Source organism: Brachybacterium hainanense, assembly GCF_042434575.1.
Classification (GTDB): Bacteria; Actinomycetota; Actinomycetes; order Actinomycetales; family Dermabacteraceae; genus Brachybacterium; species Brachybacterium hainanense.
Map to the genome: position 1 here is coordinate 49473 of NZ_JBHLSV010000015.1, position 24474 is coordinate 73946.

19 protein-coding genes are annotated in these 24474 nt (G+C 71.3%); 2 read left to right on the forward strand and 17 right to left on the reverse strand.

Annotated features, from left to right (window positions below):
* Window positions 1-106: 106 nt before the first annotated feature.
* From gap to uvrA, 6 genes are all read right to left on the reverse strand, one after another.
* A complete protein-coding gene (gene gap, locus ACFFF6_RS12675; RefSeq protein WP_376981254.1) occupies window positions 107-1111 on the reverse strand; it encodes a type I glyceraldehyde-3-phosphate dehydrogenase in 1005 nt (334 codons plus the stop codon).
* 218 nt (window positions 1112-1329) lie between these two features.
* Window positions 1330-2307, reverse strand: a complete 978-nt coding sequence (gene whiA / locus ACFFF6_RS12680) for a DNA-binding protein WhiA (protein ID WP_376981256.1) — start codon at window positions 2305-2307, stop codon at window positions 1330-1332.
* Window positions 2291-3358, reverse strand: coding sequence for a gluconeogenesis factor YvcK family protein (locus tag ACFFF6_RS12685; protein WP_376981258.1), 1068 nt, complete (start codon window positions 3356-3358; stop codon window positions 2291-2293). Before ACFFF6_RS12685 ends, whiA begins: the two co-directional genes overlap by 17 nt.
* Window positions 3355-4254, reverse strand: a complete 900-nt coding sequence (rapZ, locus tag ACFFF6_RS12690; RefSeq protein WP_376981260.1) for an RNase adapter RapZ — start codon at window positions 4252-4254, stop codon at window positions 3355-3357. The genes ACFFF6_RS12685 and rapZ overlap by 4 nt, the downstream gene beginning before the upstream one ends.
* 33 nt (window positions 4255-4287) lie before the next feature.
* Window positions 4288-6180 carry an excinuclease ABC subunit UvrC gene (gene uvrC / locus ACFFF6_RS12695; protein ID WP_376981262.1) on the reverse strand — a complete coding sequence of 631 codons (1893 nt, stop codon included), beginning with the start codon at window positions 6178-6180 and terminating at the stop codon, window positions 4288-4290.
* Window position 6181: 1 nt separating this feature from the next.
* A complete protein-coding gene (gene uvrA / locus ACFFF6_RS12700; RefSeq protein WP_376981263.1) occupies window positions 6182-9046 on the reverse strand; it encodes an excinuclease ABC subunit UvrA in 2865 nt (954 codons plus the stop codon).
* Between the two features lie 119 nt (window positions 9047-9165).
* On the opposite strand from uvrA, the gene ACFFF6_RS12705 reads away from it, so the two are divergent.
* On the forward strand, window positions 9166-9846 hold the full coding sequence (locus tag ACFFF6_RS12705) for an MBL fold metallo-hydrolase (RefSeq protein WP_376981265.1): 681 nt from the start codon (window positions 9166-9168) through the stop codon (window positions 9844-9846).
* 15 nt (window positions 9847-9861) lie between these two features.
* On the opposite strand, the gene ACFFF6_RS12710 is transcribed toward ACFFF6_RS12705, so the two are convergent.
* From ACFFF6_RS12710 to coaE, 4 genes are all read right to left on the reverse strand, one after another.
* Window positions 9862-10326 carry an NUDIX domain-containing protein gene (locus ACFFF6_RS12710; protein WP_376981267.1) on the reverse strand — a complete coding sequence of 155 codons (465 nt, stop codon included), beginning with the start codon at window positions 10324-10326 and terminating at the stop codon, window positions 9862-9864.
* 69 nt (window positions 10327-10395) lie between these two features.
* The gene (gene uvrB, locus ACFFF6_RS12715) at window positions 10396-12501 is read right to left on the reverse strand and encodes an excinuclease ABC subunit UvrB (RefSeq protein WP_376981269.1); all 2106 of its coding nucleotides are present in this window, start codon (window positions 12499-12501) and stop codon (window positions 10396-10398) included.
* Between the two features lie 9 nt (window positions 12502-12510).
* A complete protein-coding gene (locus tag ACFFF6_RS12720) occupies window positions 12511-13665 on the reverse strand; it encodes a nitronate monooxygenase (protein WP_376981271.1) in 1155 nt (384 codons plus the stop codon).
* Complete coding sequence (coaE, locus tag ACFFF6_RS12725) at window positions 13662-14297, reverse strand: dephospho-CoA kinase (RefSeq protein ID WP_376981273.1); 636 nt, start codon at window positions 14295-14297, stop codon at window positions 13662-13664. The genes ACFFF6_RS12720 and coaE overlap by 4 nt, the downstream gene beginning before the upstream one ends.
* A gap of 41 nt (window positions 14298-14338) precedes the next feature.
* Here coaE and ACFFF6_RS12730 point away from each other — a divergent pair, with 41 nt between their 5' ends.
* Window positions 14339-15145, forward strand: coding sequence for a trimeric intracellular cation channel family protein (locus tag ACFFF6_RS12730; RefSeq protein WP_376981275.1), 807 nt, complete (start codon window positions 14339-14341; stop codon window positions 15143-15145).
* Window positions 15146-15271: 126 nt separating this feature from the next.
* Here the strand turns inward: ACFFF6_RS12730 and aroD are convergent, their stop codons facing one another.
* The 7 genes from aroD to polA form a co-directional block, all read right to left on the reverse strand.
* Window positions 15272-16117, reverse strand: coding sequence for a type I 3-dehydroquinate dehydratase (gene aroD, locus ACFFF6_RS12735; protein ID WP_376981277.1), 846 nt, complete (start codon window positions 16115-16117; stop codon window positions 15272-15274).
* Window positions 16114-17196, reverse strand: a complete 1083-nt coding sequence (aroB, locus tag ACFFF6_RS12740; RefSeq protein WP_376981279.1) for a 3-dehydroquinate synthase — start codon at window positions 17194-17196, stop codon at window positions 16114-16116. The genes aroD and aroB overlap by 4 nt, the downstream gene beginning before the upstream one ends.
* On the reverse strand, window positions 17193-17750 hold the full coding sequence (locus ACFFF6_RS12745; RefSeq protein ID WP_376981281.1) for a shikimate kinase: 558 nt from the start codon (window positions 17748-17750) through the stop codon (window positions 17193-17195). Before ACFFF6_RS12745 ends, aroB begins: the two co-directional genes overlap by 4 nt.
* Entirely contained in the window at window positions 17747-18979 is a 1233-nt protein-coding gene (aroC, locus tag ACFFF6_RS12750) for a chorismate synthase (protein WP_376981346.1), read from the reverse strand. The genes ACFFF6_RS12745 and aroC overlap by 4 nt, the downstream gene beginning before the upstream one ends.
* A 156-nt stretch (window positions 18980-19135) precedes the next feature.
* The gene (locus tag ACFFF6_RS12755) at window positions 19136-19966 is read right to left on the reverse strand and encodes an HAD-IIA family hydrolase (protein ID WP_376981283.1); all 831 of its coding nucleotides are present in this window, start codon (window positions 19964-19966) and stop codon (window positions 19136-19138) included.
* A gap of 136 nt (window positions 19967-20102) precedes the next feature.
* Window positions 20103-21572, reverse strand: coding sequence for a 30S ribosomal protein S1 (gene rpsA / locus ACFFF6_RS12760; protein WP_376981285.1), 1470 nt, complete (start codon window positions 21570-21572; stop codon window positions 20103-20105).
* A gap of 137 nt (window positions 21573-21709) precedes the next feature.
* Window positions 21710-24421 (reverse strand): DNA polymerase I, encoded by a 2712-nt coding sequence (polA, locus tag ACFFF6_RS12765; protein ID WP_376981286.1) that lies wholly within the window; start codon window positions 24419-24421, stop codon window positions 21710-21712.
* Window positions 24422-24474 lie beyond the last annotated feature (53 nt).

Consider the following 24474-nt stretch of genomic DNA (forward strand, 5'->3'; position numbering starts at 1 on the left):
CTTCCGGTCGGAGGGGGACGAGCGGAGCCCGCCGGTCGCCGACCCTGCGGGGTGGCGTCCGGCGGGCTCCGTGGCTGTCCGTGTCGTCAGATCGACGACGCGCGGATCAGAGGGACTTGCCGACGAGCTGCGAGAGCTCGACCAGGCGGTTGGAGAAGCCCCACTCGTTGTCGTACCAGGCGAAGACCTTGACGAGGTTGCCGTTGACCTTGGTCAGCTGCGCGTCGAAGATCGAGGAGTGCGGGTCGCCCTCGATGTCCTTGGAGACGATCGGGTCCTCGGTGTAGCGCAGGATGCCCTTGAGCGGACCCTCGGCGGCCTCCTTGACGGCGGCGTTGATCTCCTCGGCGGTGACCTCGCGGGTCGCCTCGAAGGTCAGGTCCGTGATCGAGCCGGTGGGGACCGGGACGCGCAGCGAGTAGCCGTCCAGCTTGCCCTTCAGCTCCGGCAGCACGAGCGCAACGGCCTTGGCGGCGCCGGTCGTGGTGGGGACGATGTTCAGGGCGGCGGCGCGGGCACGGCGCGGGTCCTTGTGCGGGCCGTCCTGGAGGACCTGGTCCGAGGTGTAGGCGTGGATCGTCGTCATGAGGCCCTTGACGATGCCGAACTTCTCGTTGAGCACCTTGGCGAGCGGCGCCAGGCTGTTGGTGGTGCACGAGGCGTTGGAGATGATGTTGTGCGCGGCCGGGTCGTAGTCGCCCTCGTTCACGCCGATCACGAAGGTCGCGTCCTCGTTGGTGGCGGGAGCGGAGATGATGACCTTCTTCGCGCCGGCCTCGAGGTGAGCCTTGGCCTTCTCCGCGTTGGTGAAGATGCCGGTGGACTCGATGACGACGTCCGCACCGATCTCGCCCCACGGGATGTTCTTGGGGTCGCGCTCGGCGAACGCCTTGAAGGTGTTCTCGCCGACGGTGATGGACTCCTCGTCGTGGGAGACCTCGTAGGGCAGCACGCCACCGATCGAGTCGTACTTGATGAGGTTCGCGAGAGTCGCGTTGTCGGTGAGATCGTTGACACCGACGATCTCGATGTCCGCCTGCTGCTCGAGCGCGGCGCGCAGGAAGTTGCGCCCGATGCGACCGAATCCGTTAATACCGACCTTGAGGGCCACGGTTCCTCCTAGGATCGCGGCACCAGAGCGATGCCGCGGCGATGGGTGTCGCGCACGCCGTCGTACGCTCGGATCGACCGGACGATGTGCGCCCGACCACGAAGAATCCTACCAACTGCCGGGCGGGTTCCGTCACAGCGCCCGGCCCGGATGAGACATGGGCGGGAGGCCGGGGCGAACATCCTGGTCAGGGGATCGCGACCAGGCCCCTGGACAGATCAGGGCGCGTCGTCCTCGCGGATCCCGTCCTCGGTCCCGGGGACCCCCAGCTCCTCCGCCCGCTTGTCGGCCAGGGCCAGCAGCCGGCGGATGCGACCGGCGACGGCGTCCTTGGTCATCGGCGGATCGGAGTGCCGCCCCAGCTCCTCGAGGCTCGCCTGCCGGTGCTCGAGCCGGAGCCGACCGGCCTGCAGGAGGTGATCGGGCACGTCCTCGCCGAGGATCTCGAGAGCCCGCTCCACCCGCTGCCCGGCCGCGACGGCGGCGCGCGCGCTGCGACGCAGGTTCGCATCGTCGAAGTTCGCGAGGCGATGCGCCGTCGCCCGCACCTCGCGCCGCGTGCGGCGGTCCTCCCAGGTGAGCACCGTCTGATGCGCGCCCATGAGGGTCAGCAGAGCGGAGATCTGGTCGCCGTCGCGCAGCACGACCCGGTCGATTCCCCGTACCTCCCGGGCTTTCGAGGCGACGCCGAGGCGGCGAGCCGCGCCGACCATGGCGAGAGCGACCTCGGGGCCCGGGCAGCTCAGCTCGAGGGCCGAGCTGCGACCCGGCTCGGTGAGGGATCCGCGGGCGAGGAAGGCGCCGCGCCAGGCGGCCTGCGCATCCGGCAGGGCGCCCCCGACGACGGCGGGCGGCATGCCGCGCACCGGACGCCCTCGGGCATCCAGCAGCCCCGTCTGCCTCGCCAGCACGGCCCCGTCCCCGGTCACCCGCAGCACATACCTCGTGCTGCGACGGATCCCGGAGGCGGCGAGCACGGCGATCTCACAGCCATGCCCGTACATGTCCGCGATGCTGGCCCGCAGGCGGCGCGCCGTCGCAGCATGGTCGAGCTCGGCCTCCACCACGATCCTGCCGGCCACCAGATGGAGGCCTCCGGCGAAGCGCAGCATGGCCGAGGCCTCCGCCTTGCGGGCCGAGGGCCGTGTCACCTCGAGGTGCGCGAGCTCCTCCTTGACGTCACCGGTCAGCGCCATCGGCGGCACTCTCCTTCTGGGGGATGTTCTGATCGTCGACATCGCCGTACGCGCCGTCGAAGAGGTCGCGGTACGCGGCCGCGAGGCGGATCGGGTCGTGCTCGGCCACGCCGGTCCGCACGCTCACCTGCCGCAGCAGGATCTGCATGCCGTGGTCGTCCGCGAGCTCGGCGAGCTCGGAGGCGTCCGCGAGCGCCGTCGGATCCGCGAGCAGGGCGTCGAAGCGGATGTCGGGCTCGCGCTCGAACAGCTCCTCGAGGAGGTCGCGGCTCGAGCGGCCCTCGGTCTCCGCCATGCCGGTGCTGAGGTTCATGGTCACGCAGCGACGGGCGCTCGTGGTCCGGATCGCCTCGGCGATCTCCGGGATCATGAGATGCGGGAGGACCGAGGTGTACCAGGAGCCGGGTCCGATGATGATCCAGTCGGCCCCGTGGATGGCGTCGATGACCTCGGCGGGGACCCGTGGCGTCGGGGGCAGCAGCCGCACGTCCTGGACGCGGCCCTCGGCCTTGGCGACCTCGGCCTGTCCGCGGACCAGATGCACGTCCCCGGCGGGGCTCAGCACATCGGCCTCGATGTCGAGGGGCTCGAGGGCCATGGGCAGCACCCGTCCGCGCGCCCCCAGCAGCTCCCCCATCTGATCCAGCCCGGCGATCGGATCCTCGAGGATCTGCCAGAGGGCGACGATCAGGAGGTTCCCGAGGGCGTGCCCGTCGAGGTCGCCCTCGGTCGCGAAGCGGTGCTGGATCACGTCCCGCCAGATCGAGCCCCAGTCGGAGTCCTCGCACAGCGCTGCGAGAGCCATGCGCAGATCGCCGGGCGGGAGGACCGGCAGCTCCGTGCGGATCCGCCCCGAGGAGCCCCCGTTGTCGGCGACGGTGACCACCGCGGTGATGTCCTCGACCAGCAGGCGCAGGCTGCGCAGGTTGGCGGCGAGCCCGTGGCCGCCGCCGAGGGCGACGACCCGCAGCCCGCCGGTGTCCCCCGGGGAACCGGCCCGATGGACCCGCCCCCGGCGCCGGGGCGTCCCCGGCGCCGATGCGGCGTTCATTCCCGCCCCAGATCACGGTGGCGGACGCGGACGGCGTGCCCGCTCTGGCGCAGTCCGTCGGCGATGTGCTCGGCCATGGCGACGGAGCGGTGCTTCCCGCCCGTGCAGCCGATCGCCAAGGTCGTGAAGTGCTTGTTCTCGCCCGTGTACCCGCGCAGGACCGGCGCGATCATCTCGAGGTAGCGGTCGGCGAACTCGCGCGCGTTCGCGTTGTCGAGGACGAACTCGGCGACCTCCGCGTCGGTGCCCCGCTTCTCGCGCAGCCCCTCCACCCAGTACGGATTCGGGATGAAGCGGACGTCGCTGACGTGATCCGCCTCGATCGGGATCCCGTACTTGAATCCGAAGGAGACCACGTTGACGGTGAGCGACTGCTGCTCGAAGGAGCCGAAGGTCGTGCGCATCTTCATCGTCAGCTGGTGCACGTTCAGGGTGCTCGTGTCGATGACGACGTCGGCCAGGCGCCGGTAGGGAGCGAGCATCTCGCGCTCGCGCCGGATCCCCTCGAGCACGCCCTCCTCGCCCTGCAGCGGATGCGGGCGGCGCACGGAGCCGAAGCGCCGCACGAGGACGTCCTCCTTGGCGGTGAGGAACACCAGGCGCGGGCGCAGCTCGGCGCGGCGCAGACGCTGGACGACCTCGGAGAGCTCGGCGAAGAACGGGCCCGAGCGCGGGTCGACGACGACGGCGAAGCGGGTGTCGCGGCCCTCGGCCTGGGCCTGCAGCTCATACAGGGTGGGGATCAGCTGGGGGGCGATGTTGTAGACGACGTACCAGCCGAGGTCCTCGAGCGCGTGGGCCGCGGTCTCCCGGCCCGAGCCGGCGAGGCCCGTGATGATGACGATCTCCCCCGGCTCGCCGACGGCCTCCGTCGGCTGCGTGGCTCCACTGGTCACGTGCTCTCCTTCCGCTGGCCCTCCGCGCGCTGGTCACGGCTCGATGATCTCGCCGGTGGACATGTCCACCGCGGGTCCGGGCTCCTCGGATCGTAGCGCGGCGAGGATCTGCGCGGCCAATGCCGGACCGATCCCCTCGACCTCCTGCAGCTGCTCGGGATCGGCCTCGCGGATCGCGCGCACCGTCACGAAGGCGTCCAGGAGGGCGCGACGGCGCGCAGGGCCCAGCCCCGGGATGCCGTCCAGGGCGCTCTGGTTCTGCGCTCTCCCCCGCTTCGAGCGGTGGTAGGTGATCCCGAAGCGGTGGGCCTCGTCCCGCAGGCGCTGGACGAGGAAGAGGGCCTCGCTCGTGCGCGGAAGGATGAGCGGATGCTCCTCCCCGGGAAGCCAGATCTCCTCGAGGCGCTTGGCGATCCCGGCGAGGGCGACGTCGGTGACCCCCAGGTCGTCGAAGGCGCGCTGGGCGGCCGCGACCTGCGGGGCGCCGCCGTCGACGAGGATCAGCGACGGCGGGTAGGCGAAGCGGCGCGACTCCTCCTCGGTCTTCTCCGGCGGGTGCAGATGCCGCTGGAGGCGGCGGTGGATCACGTCGTACATCGAGGCGGTGTCGTCCCGGGCGGCGTCGCCGCTGACCGAGTAGCGGCGGTACTCGCTCTTGCGGGGCAGGCCGTCCTCGAACACCACCTGGGAGCCGACGACGTTGGTGCCCTGGGTGTGGGAGATGTCGAAGCATTCGATCCGCAGCGGCGGCTCCGCGAGCTCGAGGGCCTCCCCCAGGTCCTCGAGAGCCTTGGAGCGCGCGGTGAGATCGCCGATGCGACGCAGCCGCCCCAGCCGCAGCGCCTCCTGCGCGTTCGCGGTGACCGTCTCCAGCAGCTCCTTCTTCTCGCCACGGCGCGGGACGCGCAGATCCGTGCTCCGGCCGAGCAGGGCGCGGACCTGCTCCTCGTTCGCCGGGAGCTGGGAGACGAGGACCTCGCGAGGCACCTCGCCGTCGGTGTAGAGCTGGGTGAGCCCGCGCTCCATGAGGTCCGCGGGGGTGGAGTCGTCCAGGATCTCCGCGGTCCAGCCGCGCTGCCCGCGGATCCTGCCGCCACGCACATGGAAGACCTGGATCGAGGCCTCGAGCTCGTCGTGCACGATGGAGACGAGGTCCGCGTCGGTGGCGTCGGACAGGACGACGGAGTTCTTCTCCATCACGGCGGTCAGCGCCTGCAGGTCGTCCCGCAGGGACGCGGCGGTCTCGTAGTCCATGGCCGCGGCGGCCTCGCGCATGCGCTGCTCGATGCGACGCGTATAGGTCGCGGTGTTGCCCGCCATGAAGTCCGCGAACTGCTCCGCCAGCAGCCGATGCTCCTCCTCCGAGATCTCGCCGGTGCAGGGCGCGGAGCACTTGCCGATGAAGCCGAGCAGGCAGGGCCGTCCGCTGCGCTCGGCGCGGCGGAACACGCCCGCGGTGCAGCTGCGCACCGGGAAGACGCGCAGCATCAGGTCGACGGTCTCGCGGATCGCCCAGACCTGGGCGTAGGGACCGAAGGTGCGGTCCCCTTTGAGCTTGGGCTTGCGGGTGACGTGCACGCGCGGGAACCGCTCCGACATGGTGATCGCGAGGAAGGGGTACGACTTGTCGTCGCGGAACTTCACGTTGAACCGCGGGTCGTACTCCTTGATCCAGGTGTATTCGAGGGTGAGGGCCTCGACCTCGGTCCCGACGACGGTCCATTCCACGCTCGTGGCGGTCGTGACCATGCGACGGGTCCGCTCGTGCAGCGCGGTCAGGTCCTGGAAGTAGTTCGACAGCCGCTGGCGCAGGTTCTTGGCCTTGCCGACGTAGATGACCCGCCCGTCGCCGTCGCGGAAGCGGTAGACCCCCGGGGAGGTGGGGATCGTGCCGGGTGCCGGACGGTAGGTCGCGGGGTCTGCCATCTCAGCGGCCCTTCGCGGCCCGCCCCGCGGGCTCCAGCATGGGGGCGAGGAACCGTCCCGTGTACGACTCGGCGACCCGGGCGACCTTCTCCGGGGTGCCGGTGGCCACGACCTGTCCGCCGCCGGCACCGCCCTCGGGCCCCAGGTCGATGACCCAGTCCGCGCTCTTGATGACGTCGAGGTTGTGCTCGATCACGATCACGGTGTTGCCCTTGTCGACGAGTCCGTCGAGCACGCCGAGGAGCTTGCGGACGTCCTCGAAGTGCAGACCCGTGGTCGGCTCGTCGAGCACGTAGACGCTGCGGCCGTTGTGGCGCTTGTGCAGCTCGGACGCGAGCTTGACGCGCTGCGCCTCGCCGCCCGACAGGGTGGTCGCGCTCTGGCCCAGGCGCACGTAGCCCAGGCCCACGTCGACCAGGGTCTGGAGCTGGCGCCGGATCGCCGGGACGGCCTCGAAGAACTCGACCGCCTCGGAGATCGGCATGTGCAGGACCTCGGCGACGTTCTTGCCCTTGAAGCGCACCTCGAGGGTCTCGCGGTTGTAGCGGTTGCCGTGGCAGACCTCGCACTGGACGTACACGTCCGGCAGGAAGTTCATCTCGATCTTGATGGTGCCGTCGCCGGAGCAGGCCTCGCAGCGTCCGCCCTTGACGTTGAAGGAGAAACGTCCCGCCTGGTAGCCGCGGATCTTCGCCTCGGAGGTCTGGGCGAACAGGGTGCGGACCCGGTCCCAGACGCCCGTGTAGGTCGCGGGGTTGGAGCGCGGGGTGCGCCCGATGGGCGACTGGTCCACGTGCACGACCTTGTCGAGGTGCTCGAGTCCCGTGACCCGCTTGTGCCGCCCCGGGACGAGGCGGGCCCGGTTGAGCTCCTTGGCCAGGACCGCGTAGAGGATGTCGTTGACGAGCGTCGACTTCCCGGAGCCGGAGACGCCGGTGACCGCGGTGAACGTCCCCAGGGGGAAGGTGACGTCCATGCCGCGGAGGTTGTTCTCCCGCGGACCGACGACGGTCAGCTGCCGTCCCTTGTCGACGGGCCGGCGCGCCGCGGGCACGGGGATGGACAGGTGTCCGCTGAGATACTGCCCGGTGAGGCTGTCCGGATTGGTCTTCAGGTCCTCGACGGAGCCGGAGTGGACGACGTGCCCGCCGTACTCGCCGGCGAGCGGACCGATGTCCACGACCCAGTCGGCGGCGTTGAGCGTGTCCTCGTCGTGCTCGACGACGATGAGGGTGTTGCCGAGGTCGCGCAGCCGGGTGAGAGTGGCGATGAGGCGCTCGTTGTCGCGCTGGTGCAGGCCGATCGACGGCTCGTCCAGGACGTAGAGCACGCCGACCAGTCCGGAGCCGATCTGGGTGGCCAGGCGGATCCGCTGCGCCTCGCCGCCGGAGAGCGTGCCTGCCGCACGGGCGAGGGAGAGATAGTCCAGTCCCACGTCGAGCAGGAAGCCCAGGCGCGAGCGCACCTCCCGGAGGATCTCCTCGGCGATCTCCGCGTCGCGCTCGCTCTGCTTCAGGTTCAGCACGAACTCCTGGGCCTCGCGGATCGACAGCTCGCACAGCTGCGCGATCGAGAGGCCGCCCACGGTGACGGCGAGGATCTCCGGGCGCAGGCGCGCTCCATGGCAGGCGGCGCAGGGCACCTCCCGCATGAACTGCTCGTACTTCTCCTTCGCCCAGTCGGATTCGGTGTCCGTGTGCCGCCGGTTCAGGAAGTGCATGACCCCCTCGAAACCGGTCGAGTAGGTCCGCTCGCGGCCGAAGCGGTTGCGGTAGCGCACGTGCACCTCGAAGTCGCTGCCGTGCAGGAGGGCGTCCTTGGCGCGCTGGGGCAGCGCCCGCCACGGGACGTCCATCCGGAACGTGAGCTTCTCGGCGAGCCCGGCCATCATCTCCTGATGATGGTCGCTCGAGCCCATGGTCCAGGGCGCGATCGCGCCCTCGGCGAGGGAGAGGTCCTCGTCGGGGACCACGAGCTCCGGGTCGACCTCGAGCTTCTGGCCGAGCCCGGTGCACTCCGGGCAGGCTCCGTAGGGGGCGTTGAAGGAGAAGGACCGCGGCTCGATGTCGTCGATGGTGAGCTCGTGGCCGTTCGGGCAGGCGCGCGCCTCCGAGAAGCGGCGCATGCGGGAGGGATCGTCGTCGTCGCGATCGACGAAGTCGACCACCAGGAGCCCTTCGGCCAGGCGCAGCGCGGTCTCGACGGAGTCGGTGAGGCGACGGCGCGCGTCCGGCTTCGCGGCCAGACGGTCCACGACCACGGAGATCGAGTGCTTGAGCTTGCGGTCCAGCTCGATGTCCTCATCCAGCCGACGCAGGCGCCCGTCGATCCTGGCGCGGGCGTAGCCCTGCGCGCGCAGGGAGGACAGCAGGTCCACGTGCTCGCCCTTGCGCCCGCGCAGCACCGGGGCCAGCAGCTGGAAGCGGGTGCCGGGCTCGAGCTCGAGGAGGATGTCGACGATCTGCTCGGCGCTCGTGGCGGTCACGACCTCACCGCAGGTCGGGCAGTGCTGCACGCCGGTGCGGGAGAACAGCAGGCGCAGGTAGTCGTAGATCTCCGTGATCGTCCCGACGGTCGAACGCGGATTGCGGTTGGTGGACTTCTGGTCGATCGAGACCGCCGGGGAGAGCCCCTCGATGTGGTCGACCGAGGGCTTGTCCATCTGACCGAGGAACTGGCGCGCGTAGGAGGACAGCGACTCGACGTAGCGGCGCTGGCCCTCCGCGAAGATCGTGTCGAAGGCGAGGGAGCTCTTCCCAGAGCCCGAGAGCCCGGAGAAGACCACCAGGCGATCCCGGGGGATCTCGATGTCGACGTTCTTGAGGTTGTGCTCCCGAGCACCACGGACTACCAGCGAATCACTCACCGGTCCATCGTAGTGGCGGAGAGGGACGCCCGACCGCTTCCTCTCGACAGAGCAGGACAGATCCTGTCCTCGAACTTCCGTACGAACCCGCTCCCGGCTCCCTCCCCTATGCTCGGCGCATGAGCACCCCGGACCCCTACACCCCGCACGTCGAGGTCGGCGGCCCCGCCGCCCTGCGCATCATGCCGACCATGATCATCCGCAAGGCCGCCGTGGGCCCGATGGACAACAACGCCTATCTGCTCACATGCCGCGTCTCCGGCGCCCAGCTGCTCATCGACGCCGCAGCCGATGCACCCCGGCTCCTGCAGCTGGTGCGCGAGGGCTCTCCCGTCTCCCGCCTGGACACCATCGTGACCACGCACCAGCACCAGGACCACTGGGGAGCGCTGGCTCCGGTCGAATCGGCCACGGGCGCGGTGACCGCCGCCGGCGCGGCGGACGTCCCCGGCATCGCCGTGCCGACCGCGGAGCCGCTGCGCCACGGGGACACCCTGCGGGTCGGGGTGCACGATCTCGAGGTGATCGGCCTGCGCGGCCATACGCCGGGCTCGATCGCCCTGCTGTGGCGCGGTGGCGGCGACGGCGACCACCTGTTCACCGGCGACTCCCTGTTCCCCGGCGGCGTCGGCGCGACGCAGAGCGATCCGCGGCGCTTCGAGCAGCTGCTGTCCGATGTGCGCGAACGCATCTTCGACGTGCTCGGCGACGCGACCTGGGTGTATCCCGGTCACGGCGACGACACGACCCTCGGTGCGGAGCGGCCGCATCTGGACGAGTGGGCCGAGCGCGGCTGGTAGCGGGAGGCGCCGACGTCAGGAGCGACGGGACTCGAGGGCCAGGCGGAGCCATCGGGAGGTCGGATCCTGGCCGGGCAGATCGCTGAGATCGGTCGCGGCCCACCGAGCGTCCCGCAGCTCGAGCGAGGTCCTCGCGCGAGGGCTCCCCGCCGTCCCCGCGAAGATCGTGATCGTGTCGCGCTTCCCCTCCGCCCGGCTGCGGACCGTCGCGAGCTCGTCGAGCGGACCGGCGATGTCGAGGCCGAGCTCCTCGCGGACCTCCCGCCGGGCCGCGGCCTCGGCCGCCTCCCGGCCCGGCCGGAAACGGCCCCCGGGCAGCGCCCACCGGTCCTGATCGGTGTAGGAGTGCCGCACGGCCAGGAACCGTCCCGGATCCTCCGGATGGAGCAGGAGGACCTTCACGCCGAAGGTACGAGGCCGCCGCAGCCTCCACCAGATCCGGCGGAGACGGTGCCCGGCGGTCATGAGCGTGCTGAGCATGACCTGCTCTCCTCTCGTGGGAGACGCCCCTCCGGGCCCCCGCGGGAGGGCCGGGCGGCGCCCCGATGCTCAGCTCGACCGCTGCACGCGGCGCAGCTCCTTCTTCAGCTCGGTGACCTCGTCGCGCAGACGGGCGGCGACCTCGAACTGGAGGGTCTCCGCGGCCTGATGCATCTGGGCGGTGATCTCGTCGATCATCCCGCTCAGCGCTCCGACCGGATCATCGCCCAGGTCCACGCTGCGCGCGGTCACGGCATCGGTCGCCTGCGCCCGCGCCCGATCGCGGGCCACCCGCTCCTTGCCGGAGCGGTAGTCCGTGGACATGAGGGTCTCGGTGTCGATGTCCTCGCGCGCGAGCATGTCGGTGACATCCGCGATCTTCTTGCGCAGCGGGGTCGGGTCGATCCCGTTCTCCTCGTTGTACGCGATCTGCTTCTCCCGGCGGCGGTTGGTCTCGTCGATCGCCTGCTGCATCGAGTCCGTGATCCGGTCCGCGTACATGTGCACCTCGCCGGACACGTTGCGGGCGGCGCGACCGATGGTCTGGATGAGCGAGGTGCGCGAGCGCAGGAAGCCCTCCTTGTCGGCGTCGAGGATCGCCACCAGCGAGACCTCCGGCAGGTCCAGGCCCTCTCGCAGCAGGTTGATGCCGACCAGCACGTCGAACTCGCCCATGCGCAGCTGGCGCAGCAGTTCGACCCGACGCAGGGTGTCGACGTCGGAATGGAGGTACTGCACGCGCACACCGTTCTCGAGGAGGAAGTCGGTGAGGTCCTCGGCCATGCGCTTGGTCAGGGTCGTCACCAGCACGCGCTCATCGGCCTGGACCCGCTTCTCGATCTCTGCGCGCAGGTCGTCGATCTGCCCCTTGACGGGCTTGACGATCACCCGCGGATCGACGAGACCGGTCGGGCGGATGATCTGCTCGACCACCCCGCGCGACTTCTGCAGCTCGTACTCGGCGGGGGTCGCGGAGAGGTAGACCGTCTGCCCGGTGCGGCGCACGAACTCGTCGAAGGTCAGGGGGCGGTTGTCGAGCGCGCTCGGCAGGCGGAAGCCGAAGTCGACCAGGGTGCGCTTGCGGGAGCGGTCCCCCTCGTACATCGCCCCGATCTGCGGGATCGTCACATGGGACTCGTCGATGACGAGGAGGAAGTCCTCGGGGAAGTAGTCCATGAGGGTGTTCGGGGGGGTGCCGGGTCCGCGCCCGTCGAGATGGCGCGAGTAGTTCTCGACCCCGTTGGTGCTGCCCATCTGCCGCAGCATCTCGAGGTCGTGGGTGGTGCGCATGCGCAGGCGCTGCGCCTCGAGCAGCTTGTTCTGGGACTCGAGCTCCTCGAGCCGCTCGGCGAGCTCGACCTCGATCGAGTCGATCGCCCGGGAGAGCCGCTCGGGGCCCGCCACGTAGTGGGAGGCCGGGAAGACGTGGATCTGCTGCTCCTCGCGCACGACCTCCCCGGTCAGCGGATGCAGGGTGTAGAGCGCGTCGATCTCGTCGCCGAAGAACTCGATCCGGATCGCGAGCTCCTCGTACATCGGGATGATCTCGACGGTGTCCCCGCGCACGCGGAAGGTGCCGCGCTCGAAGGAGACGTCGTTGCGGTCGTACTGCATGTCCACGAAGCGGTGCAGCAGCTGGTCCAGGTCCAGCTGATCGCCGACGGCGAGGCGGACCATGCGATCCACGTACTCCTGCGGGGTTCCCAGACCGTAGATGCAGGAGACGGAGGAGACCACGACGGTGTCGCGGCGGGTGAGCAGCGAGTTGGTGGCGCTGTGGCGCAGCCGCTCGACCTCCGCGTTGATGCTCGAGTCCTTCTCGATGTACGTGTCCGACTGCGGGACGTACGCCTCCGGCTGGTAGTAGTCGTAGTACGAGACGAAGTACTCGACCGCGTTGTTCGGCAGCAGCTCCCGGAACTCGCTCGCGAGCTGCGCGGCGAGGGTCTTGTTGTGCGCCATCACCAGGGTGGGGCGCTGCAGCTTCTCGATGAGCCAGGCGGTCGTGGCGCTCTTGCCCGTGCCGGTCGCGCCGAGCAGCACGACGTCCTGCTCCCCGGCCTCGATGCGCCGGGCGAGCTCGGCGATGGCCTGGGGCTGGTCGCCCGAGGGCTGGTACGGGGAGATGACCTCGAAGGGGTTGAGGGCGCGGACGAGATCGGTGACGGGACGCATGGGACGAGCCTACGACCCTTCGCGGACAGGTCCTGTCCGCGGATCGCCGGTGGCGGCGGGATCCAGGGCCCGGAGGATCTGCGCCGCCGTCCCGGGACGGGCCCCGGCGTGCCCGGTCCCGGCCCAGAGGTGGAGCCGGCCCGCATCGTCCCCGGCGGCGGCCCGCAGCGGAGCGGTCATGCGGTGCACGTGCGGGTAGCCGACGACCTGCTGGGCTGCGAGCTCCCGCGTCGTGCGCGTCACGAGCGCCCGGGCGGGCCGACCCGTGAAGACGCGCGTCACGACCGTCGGGGAGTCCCCGCCCAGCGCCCGCGCATGCACCGGCCGCGTCCCGGCCTCGACGGCCGGCAGCAGCAGCGTCCCCACCTGCACCGCATCGGCCCCCGCCGCCAGCAGCGCCCGCACGTCCTCGCGCGAGGAGATCCCGCCTGCGGCGACCACGGCGGGGCGGCGCTCGCCGCCCTCTCCCTGCGCGGCCGAGAGAACGCCCAGCACCTCCGCGAGGAGAACGGGCAGCGGACGCCCGGACGGCTCCTCGTCCTGACGGAAGGTGCTGCGATGCCCGCCCGCCTCGGGCCCCTGGACCACGAGGATCTCCGGGGCCAGCGGCAGCACGCAGCGGACCTCCTCCGGCGTGGTCACGGTGATCCCCAGCTCGATTCCGGCAGCATGGATGCGATCGGCCCGCTCCGGGCTCGGCGGGCCGAAGGTCGTGCTGATCAGGTCGATGCCGCGCCCGGGCACGGCGAGCACCGCCTCGAGCGTCTCCTCGAGCTCACGATCCTCCTGGACGGGATCGATGTCCGGCGGGACCGGGGTCGCACGACCTGCTTCCGCCGCCCAGGGGGCGAGCGCCGCGGCGTAGCGTGCGAGGTCCGCCGGGTCCGGGCGGACCTCCTCCGGCATGAAGAGGTTCAGGCCCAGTGGTCCGTCAGTGAGCAGGCGCGCCTCCCGGATCTGCGCGAGGACCTGCCGGGCCGTCCGGTACCCGCCGGCGAGGCTCCCCAGACCGCCGGCGCCCGTGACCGCCGCGGCGAGCTCCGGGGTGCTCGGACCGCCGGCCATCGGCGCCCCGAGCACCGGGACCACGAGGGCATCGACGAGGGCGCTGCGGGTGCGCCGCGTCCTCGCCCCGTCGGCGTTCGGCGATGCCGAGGGCGTCATGGGAGCAGCTCCGCCCGCAGACGCCCCAGGAGCGCGAGCGCGCGACCTCGCAGCACCTGTGCGCTTGCGTTGTTCACCAGCAGGGCATCCGCGCGGAGGATGCGCTCACGGTCCGTGACCTGGGCCTCCATCACCGATTCGGTGTACGAGGGCGGTCTCCCGCGGTGCCTCTCGACGCGCTCGATCCGCTGCCCCCGGGGGGCGAGGACCGCGACCACCCGGTCATAGCGGCCGTCGTCGTGCCCCTTCTCCAGCAGCAGGGGGCTGTCATGGACCAGCAGGCGCTCCCCCGCCCGCACGGCCTGTCCCTCCTCGTCCGCGACCGCGCGGTCGACCCGGTCGAGCACGATGCGCTCCAGGTCCGCACGTGCCGCAGGATCGGCGAAGACCAGGCGTGCGAGCCTCGCCCGGTCCGCCGTGCCGCCGGGGAGGCGGAACTCCTCGCCGAAGCGGGCGATGGCCTCCTCGAGGCCCTCCCCCGGCTGGTCGAGCACGGCGCGGGAATGGGCGTCGAGATCGATCACCCGGACCCCCTCCCCGCGCCAGATCCCCGCGACGGTGGACTTGCCCGCTCCGATCCCGCCGGTGAGGCCGATGCGCACGAAGGTGGGTCCCGTCACGGAGCGTTCCATGCCTGCCAGTCTAGGCATGCGCTCGCCTATCGTGGCCTGCTGTGACCCCTGTGCAACTGCTCGCCTCCCACGAACTGCTGCGCGCCCTGGACCTCGTGGGCGTGGTGGTCATGGGCATCACCGGCGGCTCGATCGCCCGCGGGCTGCGTTTCGATCCCGTCGGCTTCGCGGCGATCGGCATCGTCTCCGGCCTCGGGGGCGGGATCCTGCGCGACGTGATCCTGGACCAGGGAGTCCCGGCCGCCTTCGACGGCCCGTGGTACCTCGTCTGTGCGCTCGCCGGCGCCGGCTTCTCGTTCTTCGTCGGCGCGGACGGCACGGCCTGGCGCCGGCTCATGGTGGGGCTGGATGCGACCGCGCTGGGGCTCTGGGCTGCGACGGGCACGCTGAAGTCCCTCGCCGCCGGTCTCGATGTGCTCGCCGCGCTCCTGCTGGGCATCGTCTCGGCCGTGGGCGGCGGCGCGATCCGCGACCTGCTCGTGGGCCGGATCCCGATCATCTTCGGGGGCGGTCCCCTGTACGCGACCAGCGCCCTGGTCACGGCGACCGGTGCGGCGCTGGTCCAGGAATTCCATCTGCCCGGCCCGCTGGTGCTGGTCGCCGTCCTGCTCGGCATGGGCCTGGCGATCCTCTCGCAGTGGCGCAGCTGGATCCTGCCGGGCCACCAGGACTGGCAGGTGACGCTCTCGGCGGGCCAGATGCGGTCCCTCGTGCGCCGGGTGCGCCGCAGCGAGCGCCGTCGCGTCGCCCGCGAGACCGGGGCGATCCCCGCGCTTCCGCCCGATGCCACCGGCCCCCGTCTGGTGGCCGACGACCTGGGATCGGCCCCCTCGGCGAGCAGTCCCTGACCCGGGTGCGCTCATCGCCGGGAGGCACGCCCTCGGTCCACAGCAGCCCGCCGTGCACAGGGACCTGTCGACAGCGGCAGAGCCGGCCTCACGCCGCCGCGCATCGGCGCAGGGCATCGGCGTGGCTCAGCGGGCATCCGCCCCCCGATGCCGCACCGGGCCCGGGCCGCTGGCCCCGCCCAGCAGATCGAGGGCCGCGCGGAGCTCCCGGACCGGCAGCTGACCGGGGGCCGAGGCCTCGCGGAGGGCGCCGAAGGTGGCGCAGGATCCGAAGATCCCCCCGCCCAGCCGGGTGATCGCGCCCAGCTCCCCCATGCTCATGGTGATCAGCGGTCCTCGCAGGAGGCTCCGCGCCTCGGCGGTCGCGGCCATCAGCGCAAGGACATCCTGCACATCGCGCGGCATCACCGCGAGCTTGGGCACGTCGGCGCCGAGCCGGGCCATCCGGACCAGCCGGGCCGTCATCTCGGCCTGGGGAGGGGTCCCGTCAAAGTCGTGGTGGGAGCCGACCACGGGGATACCGGCCTCATGCGCCCGGTGGACGATCCCGGCGGAGACCGCCTCGTCCGCGAGCATCTCGACGTCCAGCGCATCGGCGGCACGGGCGGCGATCACCGCCCCGAGGAGCTCGGCGTACTCCTGCGCGCCCAGATCCGCGGCGCCGTTCTCCCGCCGGGTGCGGACCGTCAGCAGCAGCGGGCAGGACCCCAGCTGGACTCGCAGCTCCGCGGCGAGCAGGAGGAGCTCGGCAGCCTCGGCGCCCCCGGCGAGCAGATGATCAGCGCGCCATTCCGCGAGGTCCGCTCCGCTGCCGGGGACGGCACCGGCCTGCTCCCGCAGCGAGTCGGGATCGGCACCGGTCAGGGGCACGATCACCCGGGGCCGGCCGGGCCCGAGCGCGACCGGCCCGATCCGCACCGGATGGATCGCAGGCCGGGCGTCGGAGCCCGGCTCCCTGCGGGGCGTGCTCATTCCGCGGTGATCGCGGCGTAGGCGGCCAGCAGCAGCGCCGGATCGGGCCCCTCCAGGCGGGAGACCTGCCCGACCCGGTCCAGCACCACGAACCGCAGCACCCCCGACCGCGTCTTCTTGTCCCGGCGCATGGCGTCCTCGAGCTTCGGCCACTGCCGGTCGCGGTAGGTCGTGGGCAGTCCCAGGGAGGTGAGGACCCGACGATGGCGGTCGACCTCCTCCTCGGACAGCTTCCCGGCCAGGTGCGAGAGCTCGGCGGCGAACATCATGCCCACCGCGACCGCCGCGCCGTGGCGCCACTGAAAGCGCTCGTTGCGCTCGATCGCATGGGCGAGGGTGTGCCCGTAGTTGAGGATCTCGCGGTCGCCCTGCTCGGTGAGGTCCGCGGAGACGATCCGCGCCTTCACCCGGATCTTCCGCTCGACGACCTCGCGGAACGCGGCGGAGGACACGTCCAGCACGGCCGCCGGATCCTCCTCGATGATCTCGAGGATCCGCGGGTCGGCGATGAACCCGCCCTTGACGACCTCGGCGAGCCCGGCGGCCACGTCATGGGCGCCGAGGCCGGCGAGGACGTCGAGGTCCTCGATCACCGCGATCGGAGGGTGGAAGGCGCCCACGAGGTTCTTCCCCTCGGACGTGTTGATCCCCGTCTTCCCTCCGACCGCGGCATCGACCATCGCGGCGACCGTCGTCGGCACCTGCAGGACGTCGACGCCGCGCAGCCACGAGGCGGCGACGAAGCCCGCGAGATCGGTGGCCGCACCACCGCCGAGGCCGATGACCAGGTCGCGTCGGCCGATCTCCGCTTGCCCGCACACGCCCCACAGGAAGCCGGCGACCTGCGCGGTCTTGGCCTCCTCGCCGTCGGGGACCTCGGCGAGGAAGGCGCTGCGGCCGGTGTCTGCGATCGCCTCCCGCAGCTGCTCGGCGACGTCCCGCAGCGTGGGCTGGTGGATGATGACGACCCGCCCCGCCCGCTCCGGGATCCGGGCGGGGACGTCTGCCAGGATGCAGCGGCCCACCAGCACGTCGTAGCCGCCGGTGGGGGTGCTGACAGGGATGACGGTGGTGCTCATGGGCGGTCCTTCCCGCTCGTCGGGGTGTCGATGTCGGAGGAGAGCAGCCGGGCGATGCGGCGGGCCAGGCCCGGGACCGACTCCGTGCTCGCGTCGATCTGCCAGCGGGCCAGTGCGCGGTAGGTCGACGAGCGCTGGGCGGTGAGCCGCGTCCAGCGCTCGAGGGGATCCTCGCCGTCGAGCATCGGCCGCCCTTCTCCGGATCCGATGCGCCGTGCCGCCGTGGCCCGGTCGATCTCCAGCAGCACCACGGGTGCCGTCCTCAGCAGCGGCTGCACGCCCGTGGTCATGGGCGCTCCCCCGCCGAGGCTCAGCACGCCGCTGCCGTGCGCGAGCGCCTCGCGCAGCGTCTGCTCCTCCAGACGCCGGAAGGCGACCTCCCCTCCGTCCGCGAAGATCTCGGGGATGCTGCGCCCGGCGGCGGTGACGACGAGGTCGTCGAGATCATGGAAGGGCACGCCGAGGAGCTCCGCGAGATGGCGGCCGATGGTGCTCTTCCCCGCCGCCATCGGCCCGATCAGCACGGCGAGAGGCCCGGAGCGGGCTGCGCTCACGAGGCGCGGTCCTCCCCGCGACGGCGCTGCAGGAGAGTCGTCGCCTCCAGATGCGCACGGATCTCCTCGATGCTGTCCCCGCCGGTCTTCTCCAGGAGGGCGTCAGCCAGGGTCAGTGCGACCACGGCCTCCGCGATCACCGCCGCCGGAGCGACCGCACACACGTCCGATCGCTGATGGTTCGCGGTGGCCTGCTCGTTCGTGAGGATATCGACCGTGCGCAGCGCGCGGGGCACCGTCGAGATCGGCTTGAGGGCACCGCGCACGCGGATCACCTGACCGTTGGAGATGCCGCCCTCGAGCCCGCCGGCACGGTTGCTGACCCGCGTCGTGCTCGCCGGGCCCTCCCCCGCGAGGATCTCGTCCTGAGCGGCGGATCCGCGACGCGACGCGGTCGTGAAGCCGTCCCCGATCTCGACGCCCTTCATGGCCTGGATCGACATGATCGCCTGGGCGAGCCTCCCGTCCAGGCGCCGGTCCCACTGGGTGTGGGAGCCGAGGCCGATGGGCACGCCATAGGCGAGGACCTCGACGACGCCGCCGAGGGTGTCGCCATCCTTCTTGCAGGCGTCGATCTCCGCGACCATGCGCGCCGAGGTCTCCGCATGGAAGCAGCGCACCGGATCCGCGTCCAGGACCTCGCCGTCCTCGGGCGCCGGGAGCGGCGCGTCCTCCGGGACGCGCACGGGTCCCACCGCCAGGGTGTGCGAGACGAGCCGGATGCCCGCAGCCTGCTCGAGGAGGGCCGCGGCGACCTTCCCGGCCGCCACACGAGCCGCGGTCTCCCGGGCGCTGGCCCGCTCCAGGATGGGACGGACCTCGTCGAAGCCGTACTTCAGCAGACCGGCGAGATCGGCGTGACCCGGACGAGGGCGCGTGAGCGGCTTGTTGCGGGCGATCTCCCGCTCGTCACCGGTCCCCGCGTCCACCAGCAGGTCCTCCCGCGCGACCGGGTCCGCGGACATGACCTTCTCCCACTTGGGCCACTCGCTGTTGGCGATCTCGATCGCGATCGGCGAGCCCATCGTGCGGCCGTGACGCAGGCCGCCGAGCACGCGCACCACGTCCTTCTCGAACTTCTGGCGGGTGCCCCGGCCATGGCCCAGACGACGCCGCGCGAGGACATCGCGGATGTCGTCGGAGGTCAGCTCGATCCCGGCGGGGACGCCGTCGAGCATTGCGATCAGAGACTGGCCGTGGGACTCCCCACCGGTGATCCATCGGAGCATGGGGACGATCATCTCATGACCGTGCGCCCCGCCGTCGTGCCGCCCATCTCCGGCCGGAGCGGAGACGATCAGTCCTGTCCATACCGACCGATCGCCACCGCACCGACCTGCGGCGCCCCTCGTACCTCGGGCCGCCTCCGGCCGGAGCGGAGACGATCAGTCCTCGCCCAGCTCCTCGTAGGAGGCGGGGGTGAGCTGCTCGATGAGGGGGACCACATCCGCGATGCCGTCGAGCACCATGGTCGGACGGTACGGGAAGCGGACGATCTCCTCGCGCGCCGTCGAACCGGACAGGACGAGGATCGAGCGCATACCCGCCTCGAGCCCGGACTTCACGTCCGTGTCCATGCGGTCGCCGATCATCACCGAGGTCTCCGAATGGGCGCTGATCCGGTTCAGGGCCGTGCGCATCATGAGCGGATTCGGCTTGCCGACGTAGTAGGGCTCGATCCCGGTCGCGGCCGTGATCATCGCCGCCACCGAGCCGGTCGCCGGCAGCGGCCCCTCCGTGCTGGGCCCGGTCACGTCCGGGTTGGTGGCGATGAACTTCGCCCCCTGCCCGACCAGCCGGATCGCCCGGGTGATCGCCTCGAAGGAGTAGGTGCGCGTCTCCCCCAGCACGACGAACTCGACGTCCGTGTCCGAGAGGATGAACCCCGCATCGTGCATCGCGCTGGTGAGCCCGGCCTCGCCGATCACGTACGCCGCCGCTCCCGGCGACTGCTCGGAGAGGAACTGGGCGGTGGCGAGGGCGCTCGTCCAGATGCTCTCCTCGGCGAGGTCGATCCCGGCGCGCGACAGCCGAGCCCGCAGGTCCCGCGGCGTGAAGATCGAGTTGTTGGTCAGCACGAGGAAGCGGCGGTCGCAGCGCTGCAGCTCGGCGATGAACTCCGCCGCCCCCGGCAGCGCCTGCTGCTCATGCACCAGCACTCCGTCCATGTCGGTGAGCCAGGTGCTGACGGAGCGGTCGTCGAAAGAGATCGTCATGAGGACAGTGTGCCCGAGGTTCCTGCGCCGCGACCAGCCGCCGCCCCAGCAGGCATGCGGACGGGGCACCGCCTGATGGCGATGCCCCGTCCGCGAGGTCGGCTGGCGTCCCGCCCGGGGCGGGACGCCGGCCGGATCAGTTGCCGGTCAGCTTGGCGCGCAGAGCGGCCAGGGCCTCGTCGGAGGCGAGGGTGCCCTCGTCCGAGGAGCTCGACTGGTAGGAGGCCTGCGCCGGAGCGGCGGGCGACTCGGTCTGGCCGCCGGTCGAGGCGGACTCCTCGTCGGCCTTGAGCGCCTCGGCGACCTGGGCCTTGTGCGCGGTCCAGCGCTCGTAGGCGGCCGCGTACTGGCCCTCCCACTCCTCGCGCTGCGCGTCGTAGCCCTCGAGCCACTCGTTGGTCTCCGGGTCGAAGCCCTCGGGGTACTTGTACTCGCCGTTGGCGTCGTACTCCGCAGCCATGCCGTAGAGGGCCGGGTCGAAGGTGGTGTCGTCGCCCTCGGGGTCGACGCCCTCGTTGGCCTGCTTGAGCGAGAGCGAGATGCGGCGACGCTCGAGATCGATGTCGATGACCTTGACGAAGACGTCCTGGTCGACGGTGACGACCTGCTCGGGCAGATCCACGTGGCGCACGGCCAGCTCGGAGATGTGCACGAGGCCCTCGATGCCGTCCTCGACACGCACGAAGGCGCCGAAGGGGACGAGCTTGGTGACCTTGCCGGGCACGACCTCGCCGATGGCGTGGGTGCGCGCGAACAGCTGCCACGGGTCCTCCTGGGTCGCCTTCAGCGACAGGGAGACGCGCTCGCGGTCCATGTCGACGTCCAGGACCTCGACCTTGACCTTGGTGCCGACCTCGACGACCTCGGACGGGTGGTCGATGTGCTTCCAGGACAGCTCGGAGACGTGCACGAGGCCGTCCACGCCGCCCAGGTCGACGAAGGCGCCGAAGTTGACGATCGAGGACACGACGCCCTCGCGGACCTGGCCCTTCTGCAGGGTCTGCAGGAAGTCGGAGCGGACCGCGGACTGGGTCTCCTCCAGGTAGGCGCGACGCGAGAGGACCACGTTGTTGCGGTTCTTGTCGAGCTCGATGATCTTGGCCTCGATCTCCTGGCCGACGTACGGCTGCAGGTCGCGGACGCGGCGCATCTCGACGAGGGAGGCGGGGAGGAAGCCGCGCAGGCCGATGTCGACGATGAGGCCGCCCTTGACGACCTCGATGACGTGACCGGTGACGACGCCCTCGTCCTCCTTGATCTGCTCGATCGTGCCCCAGGCGCGCTCGTACTGGGCGCGCTTCTTGGACAGGATCAGGCGACCCTCCTTGTCCTCCTTCTGGAGGACCAGGGCCTCGACCTCGTCGCCGACCTCGACGACCTCGGAGGGGTCGACGTCATGCTTGATGGAGAGCTCGCGGGACGGGATGACGCCCTCGGTCTTGTAGCCGATGTCGAGCAGGACCTCGTCGCGGTCGACCTTCACCACGGTGCCCTCGACGATGTCGCCATCGTTGAAGTACTTGATGGTCGAATCGATGGCGGCCATGAGATCTTCGGCCGTGCCGATGTCGTTGATGGCGATCTGAGGGGTGGTGGTGTCGGTCATGTAGGTCGGAACTCCGTAGGAACAGGAATGAGTAGGTGCAAGGACGTGCATCCGGCGCGGTCTGCGCACAGACCCGACAAGCATAGCAGGCCGCGGCCCGGGGCACGAGGGAATTCGCGGTCGGCCCGCGGGGCGCCTCAGTGGGCGGCGTCGAGCCAGGTCCGGCCCACGCCGACCCCGACCTCGAGGGGAACGGACAGCTCGTAGGCGCCGTCCATGCCCTCGACCACGATGCCCCGCACCTGCTCGAGCTCGCCCGGGGCGACCTCGATGACGAGCTCGTCATGGACCTGCAGGAGCATCCTCGAGGACAGCCCGGCCTCGCGCATGTCCTTCTCGACGGCGAGCATCGCGAGCTTGATGATGTCGGCGGCGCTTCCCTGGATCGGGGAGTTCAGGGCCACCCGCTCGGCGTTCTCCCGACGCTGGCGGTTGTCGCTCGTGAGGTCCGGGAGATAGCGGCGCCGCCCGAGGATCGTCTCGGTGTATCCGGTCTCGCGGGCCCGCTCGACGCTGCTGCGGAGGTAGTCGCGCACTCCGCCGAAGCGCTCGAAGTAGCCGTCGCGCAGCGCGGTGGCCTCCGCCTGGCTGATGCGGAGCTGTCGCGAGAGGCCGAAGGCGGAGAGCCCGTAGGCGAGGCCGTAGCTGACGGCCTTCGTCTTGGACCGCATGGCGGAGTCGACGTCGTCGGGCGCGACGTCGAAGACCCGCGAGGCCACGAAGCGGTGCAGGTCCTCCCCGGAGCGGAAGGCCTCGATGAGCCCCTCGTCCTCCGAGAGATGCGCCATGATCCGCATCTCGATCTGGGAGTAGTCCGCGGTCAGGAGGGACTCGAAGCCCTCGCCGGCGGCGAAGACCTCGCGGATCCGGCGGCCCTCGGCGGTGCGCACCGGGATGTTCTGGAGGTTCGGATCCGTCGAGGCGAGACGGCCCGTCGCAGCGGCCGTCTGCTGGAAGGTGGTGTGCACCCGCGAGGAGGCGTCCACCGCGGCGTCGAGTCCCACGAGATATCCGGTCAGCTTGCTCATCTCGCGGAACCGCAGCAGCCAGGAGAGGAACTCGTGGCCCGGTGATTCGACGGGCAGGCTCAACTGGAGGTCCACGAGCGACTCGGCGTCGGTCGTGTAGCCCGAGGCGATCTTCCGGGTCTTGGGCAGTGCGAGGGTCTCGAACAGGACGACCTGGAGCTGCTTCGGGGAGGAGAGGTTGACCTCCTCCCCCACGAGCGCACCGGCCTCGCGCCGCGCCTGGGCGACGAAGCCGTCGAACTCCTCGCGCAGCTGCGCGAGGGTCCCCTGATCGATCGCGATCCCGCGCTCGTGAAGGGTCTCCAGCGTGGCCTGCAGCGGCACCTCGAGGGTGTCGAGCAGGCGACGAGCCCAGGGCGCGTCCCCGAGCTGTGCGGACAGCTCCGCGGCGACCGGCAGCAGCATCGCCGCGGCGGCGGCGACGCGGGCGCGGGCCCGCTCGACATGCTCGGCGCGGACCTCGGGGGCCTCCTTCGCGAGGCTCGCGGCGGTGGGCTTGCGCGGCCGCGGCTCCGCCACGTGGCCCAGCAGCGTGCTGCCGAGGCTCTCGGCATCGTAGCTGCGGGATCCGGGGCGCAGGACGAAGGCCTCGAGGGAGAGGTCGTGCGCCTGCTCCCCCAGCGCGTATCCCTGCGCCTGCATCCACTCCCGCGCCGAGGGGAGGTCGGCGACATGGATCCGCTCGGCCGCGGTGAGGACCTCCCCGAGCGCGGCCGAGGCCTCCTCGTCGAGCTGCTCGAGCACGAGGGCTCCGCGGCGACCCGCCGCCGCCAGGCCCAGCAGGGCGCCGGCGCGGACGTCATCGGCCGTCTCGAGGGCGAGCTCGAAGGGCGCCGCGGCGAGCAGGGCGCGCAGGTCCTCCCCCGTGTCCAGGGGGAGATCGGGCTCGGCCTCCGCGGCGGGCTCGGCCTCCGCGCCGCCGTCGGCCAGGAGGATCTCGGGGAGATCGCGCCGCGTGGTGTCGCCGAAGGCGAGCTCGTCGAAGACGGCGAGGGCCTTCTCCCGGTCGCCGCGCCCCAGGGCGAAGCCGGAGGCGTCGGCGGGCAGATCCAGGTCCAGGACGGCCGCGTTCATGAGCCGGTTGCGCCGCACGGCCTCGATGTTCTCGCGCAGGGCTGCGCCGGCCTTGCCGCCGATCTCCTCGGCGTGGTCGAGCACGCCGTCGAGGTCGCCGTAGGCGGTGATCCACTTCGCCGCGGTCTTCGGTCCCACGCCGGGCACGCCCGGGAGGTTGTCCGCGCTCTCGCCGACCAGCGCCGCGAGGTCGGAGTAGCGCTCCGGCGGCACCTGGTACTTCTCCAGCACCGCCGCCGCGTCCATGCGCCGCATCTCGGTCACTCCCTTGACGGGCTGCAGCAGCGTGACGCCCTCGCCCACCAGCTGGATCGCATCGCGGTCGCTCGTGACGACGAGCGCCTCCCCGCCCTCGGCGCGCGCCCGCGTCGCGAGGGTCGCGATGATGTCGTCCGCCTCGTAGTCCGGGACGGTGAGCCAGGTGATGCCGAGCGCGTCGAGCACCTGCTGGATCAGGCCGATCTGCCCGTGGAACTGCGGAGGCGTCACCTCGCGGCCGCCCTTGTACTGGTCGTAGATGCGATCGCGGAACGTCCCCCCCGGCAGGTCGAAGGCGACCACCACGTGGCTGGGACGCTCCGATGCGACCACGGTGAAGATCATCCGGGTGAAGCCGTAGACGGCGTTGGTCGACTGCCCGCGCCCGTCGGTGAAGCGGTCCGCGGGCAGGGCGAAGAAGGCGCGAAACGCCATCGCATGTCCGTCGATCAGCAGGATCCTCTGGCCGTTCAGGTCGTTCGCGCTCATGGGGGAAGTCTCCCATGACCCGCCGACATCCCGGGAGGCCCCCGGCGAGCTCA

What these genes read in the sequence shown, in the direction of transcription:
- aroC (WP_376981346.1), bottom strand. Translation starts at nt 18,979, where the DNA reads ATGCTCCGATGGATCACCGGTGGGGAGTCCCACGGCCAGTCTCTGATC.
- rpsA (WP_376981285.1), bottom strand. Translation starts at nt 21,572, where the DNA reads ATGACCGACACCACCACCCCTCAGATCGCCATCAACGACATCGGCACG.
- polA (WP_376981286.1), bottom strand. Translation starts at nt 24,421, where the DNA reads ATGAGCGCGAACGACCTGAACGGCCAGAGGATCCTGCTGATCGACGGA.
- aroD (WP_376981277.1), bottom strand. Translation starts at nt 16,117, where the DNA reads ATGAGCACGCCCCGCAGGGAGCCGGGCTCCGACGCCCGGCCTGCGATC.
- ACFFF6_RS12710 (WP_376981267.1), bottom strand. Translation starts at nt 10,326, where the DNA reads ATGCTCAGCACGCTCATGACCGCCGGGCACCGTCTCCGCCGGATCTGG.
- ACFFF6_RS12705 (WP_376981265.1), top strand. Translation starts at nt 9,166, where the DNA reads ATGAGCACCCCGGACCCCTACACCCCGCACGTCGAGGTCGGCGGCCCC.
- uvrB (WP_376981269.1), bottom strand. Translation starts at nt 12,501, where the DNA reads ATGCGTCCCGTCACCGATCTCGTCCGCGCCCTCAACCCCTTCGAGGTC.
- ACFFF6_RS12720 (WP_376981271.1), bottom strand. Translation starts at nt 13,665, where the DNA reads ATGACGCCCTCGGCATCGCCGAACGCCGACGGGGCGAGGACGCGGCGC.
- aroB (WP_376981279.1), bottom strand. Translation starts at nt 17,196, where the DNA reads ATGAGCACCACCGTCATCCCTGTCAGCACCCCCACCGGCGGCTACGAC.
- ACFFF6_RS12755 (WP_376981283.1), bottom strand. Translation starts at nt 19,966, where the DNA reads ATGACGATCTCTTTCGACGACCGCTCCGTCAGCACCTGGCTCACCGAC.
- ACFFF6_RS12685 (WP_376981258.1), bottom strand. Translation starts at nt 3,358, where the DNA reads ATGAACGCCGCATCGGCGCCGGGGACGCCCCGGCGCCGGGGGCGGGTC.
- coaE (WP_376981273.1), bottom strand. Translation starts at nt 14,297, where the DNA reads ATGGAACGCTCCGTGACGGGACCCACCTTCGTGCGCATCGGCCTCACC.
- whiA (WP_376981256.1), bottom strand. Translation starts at nt 2,307, where the DNA reads ATGGCGCTGACCGGTGACGTCAAGGAGGAGCTCGCGCACCTCGAGGTG.
- uvrC (WP_376981262.1), bottom strand. Translation starts at nt 6,180, where the DNA reads ATGGCAGACCCCGCGACCTACCGTCCGGCACCCGGCACGATCCCCACC.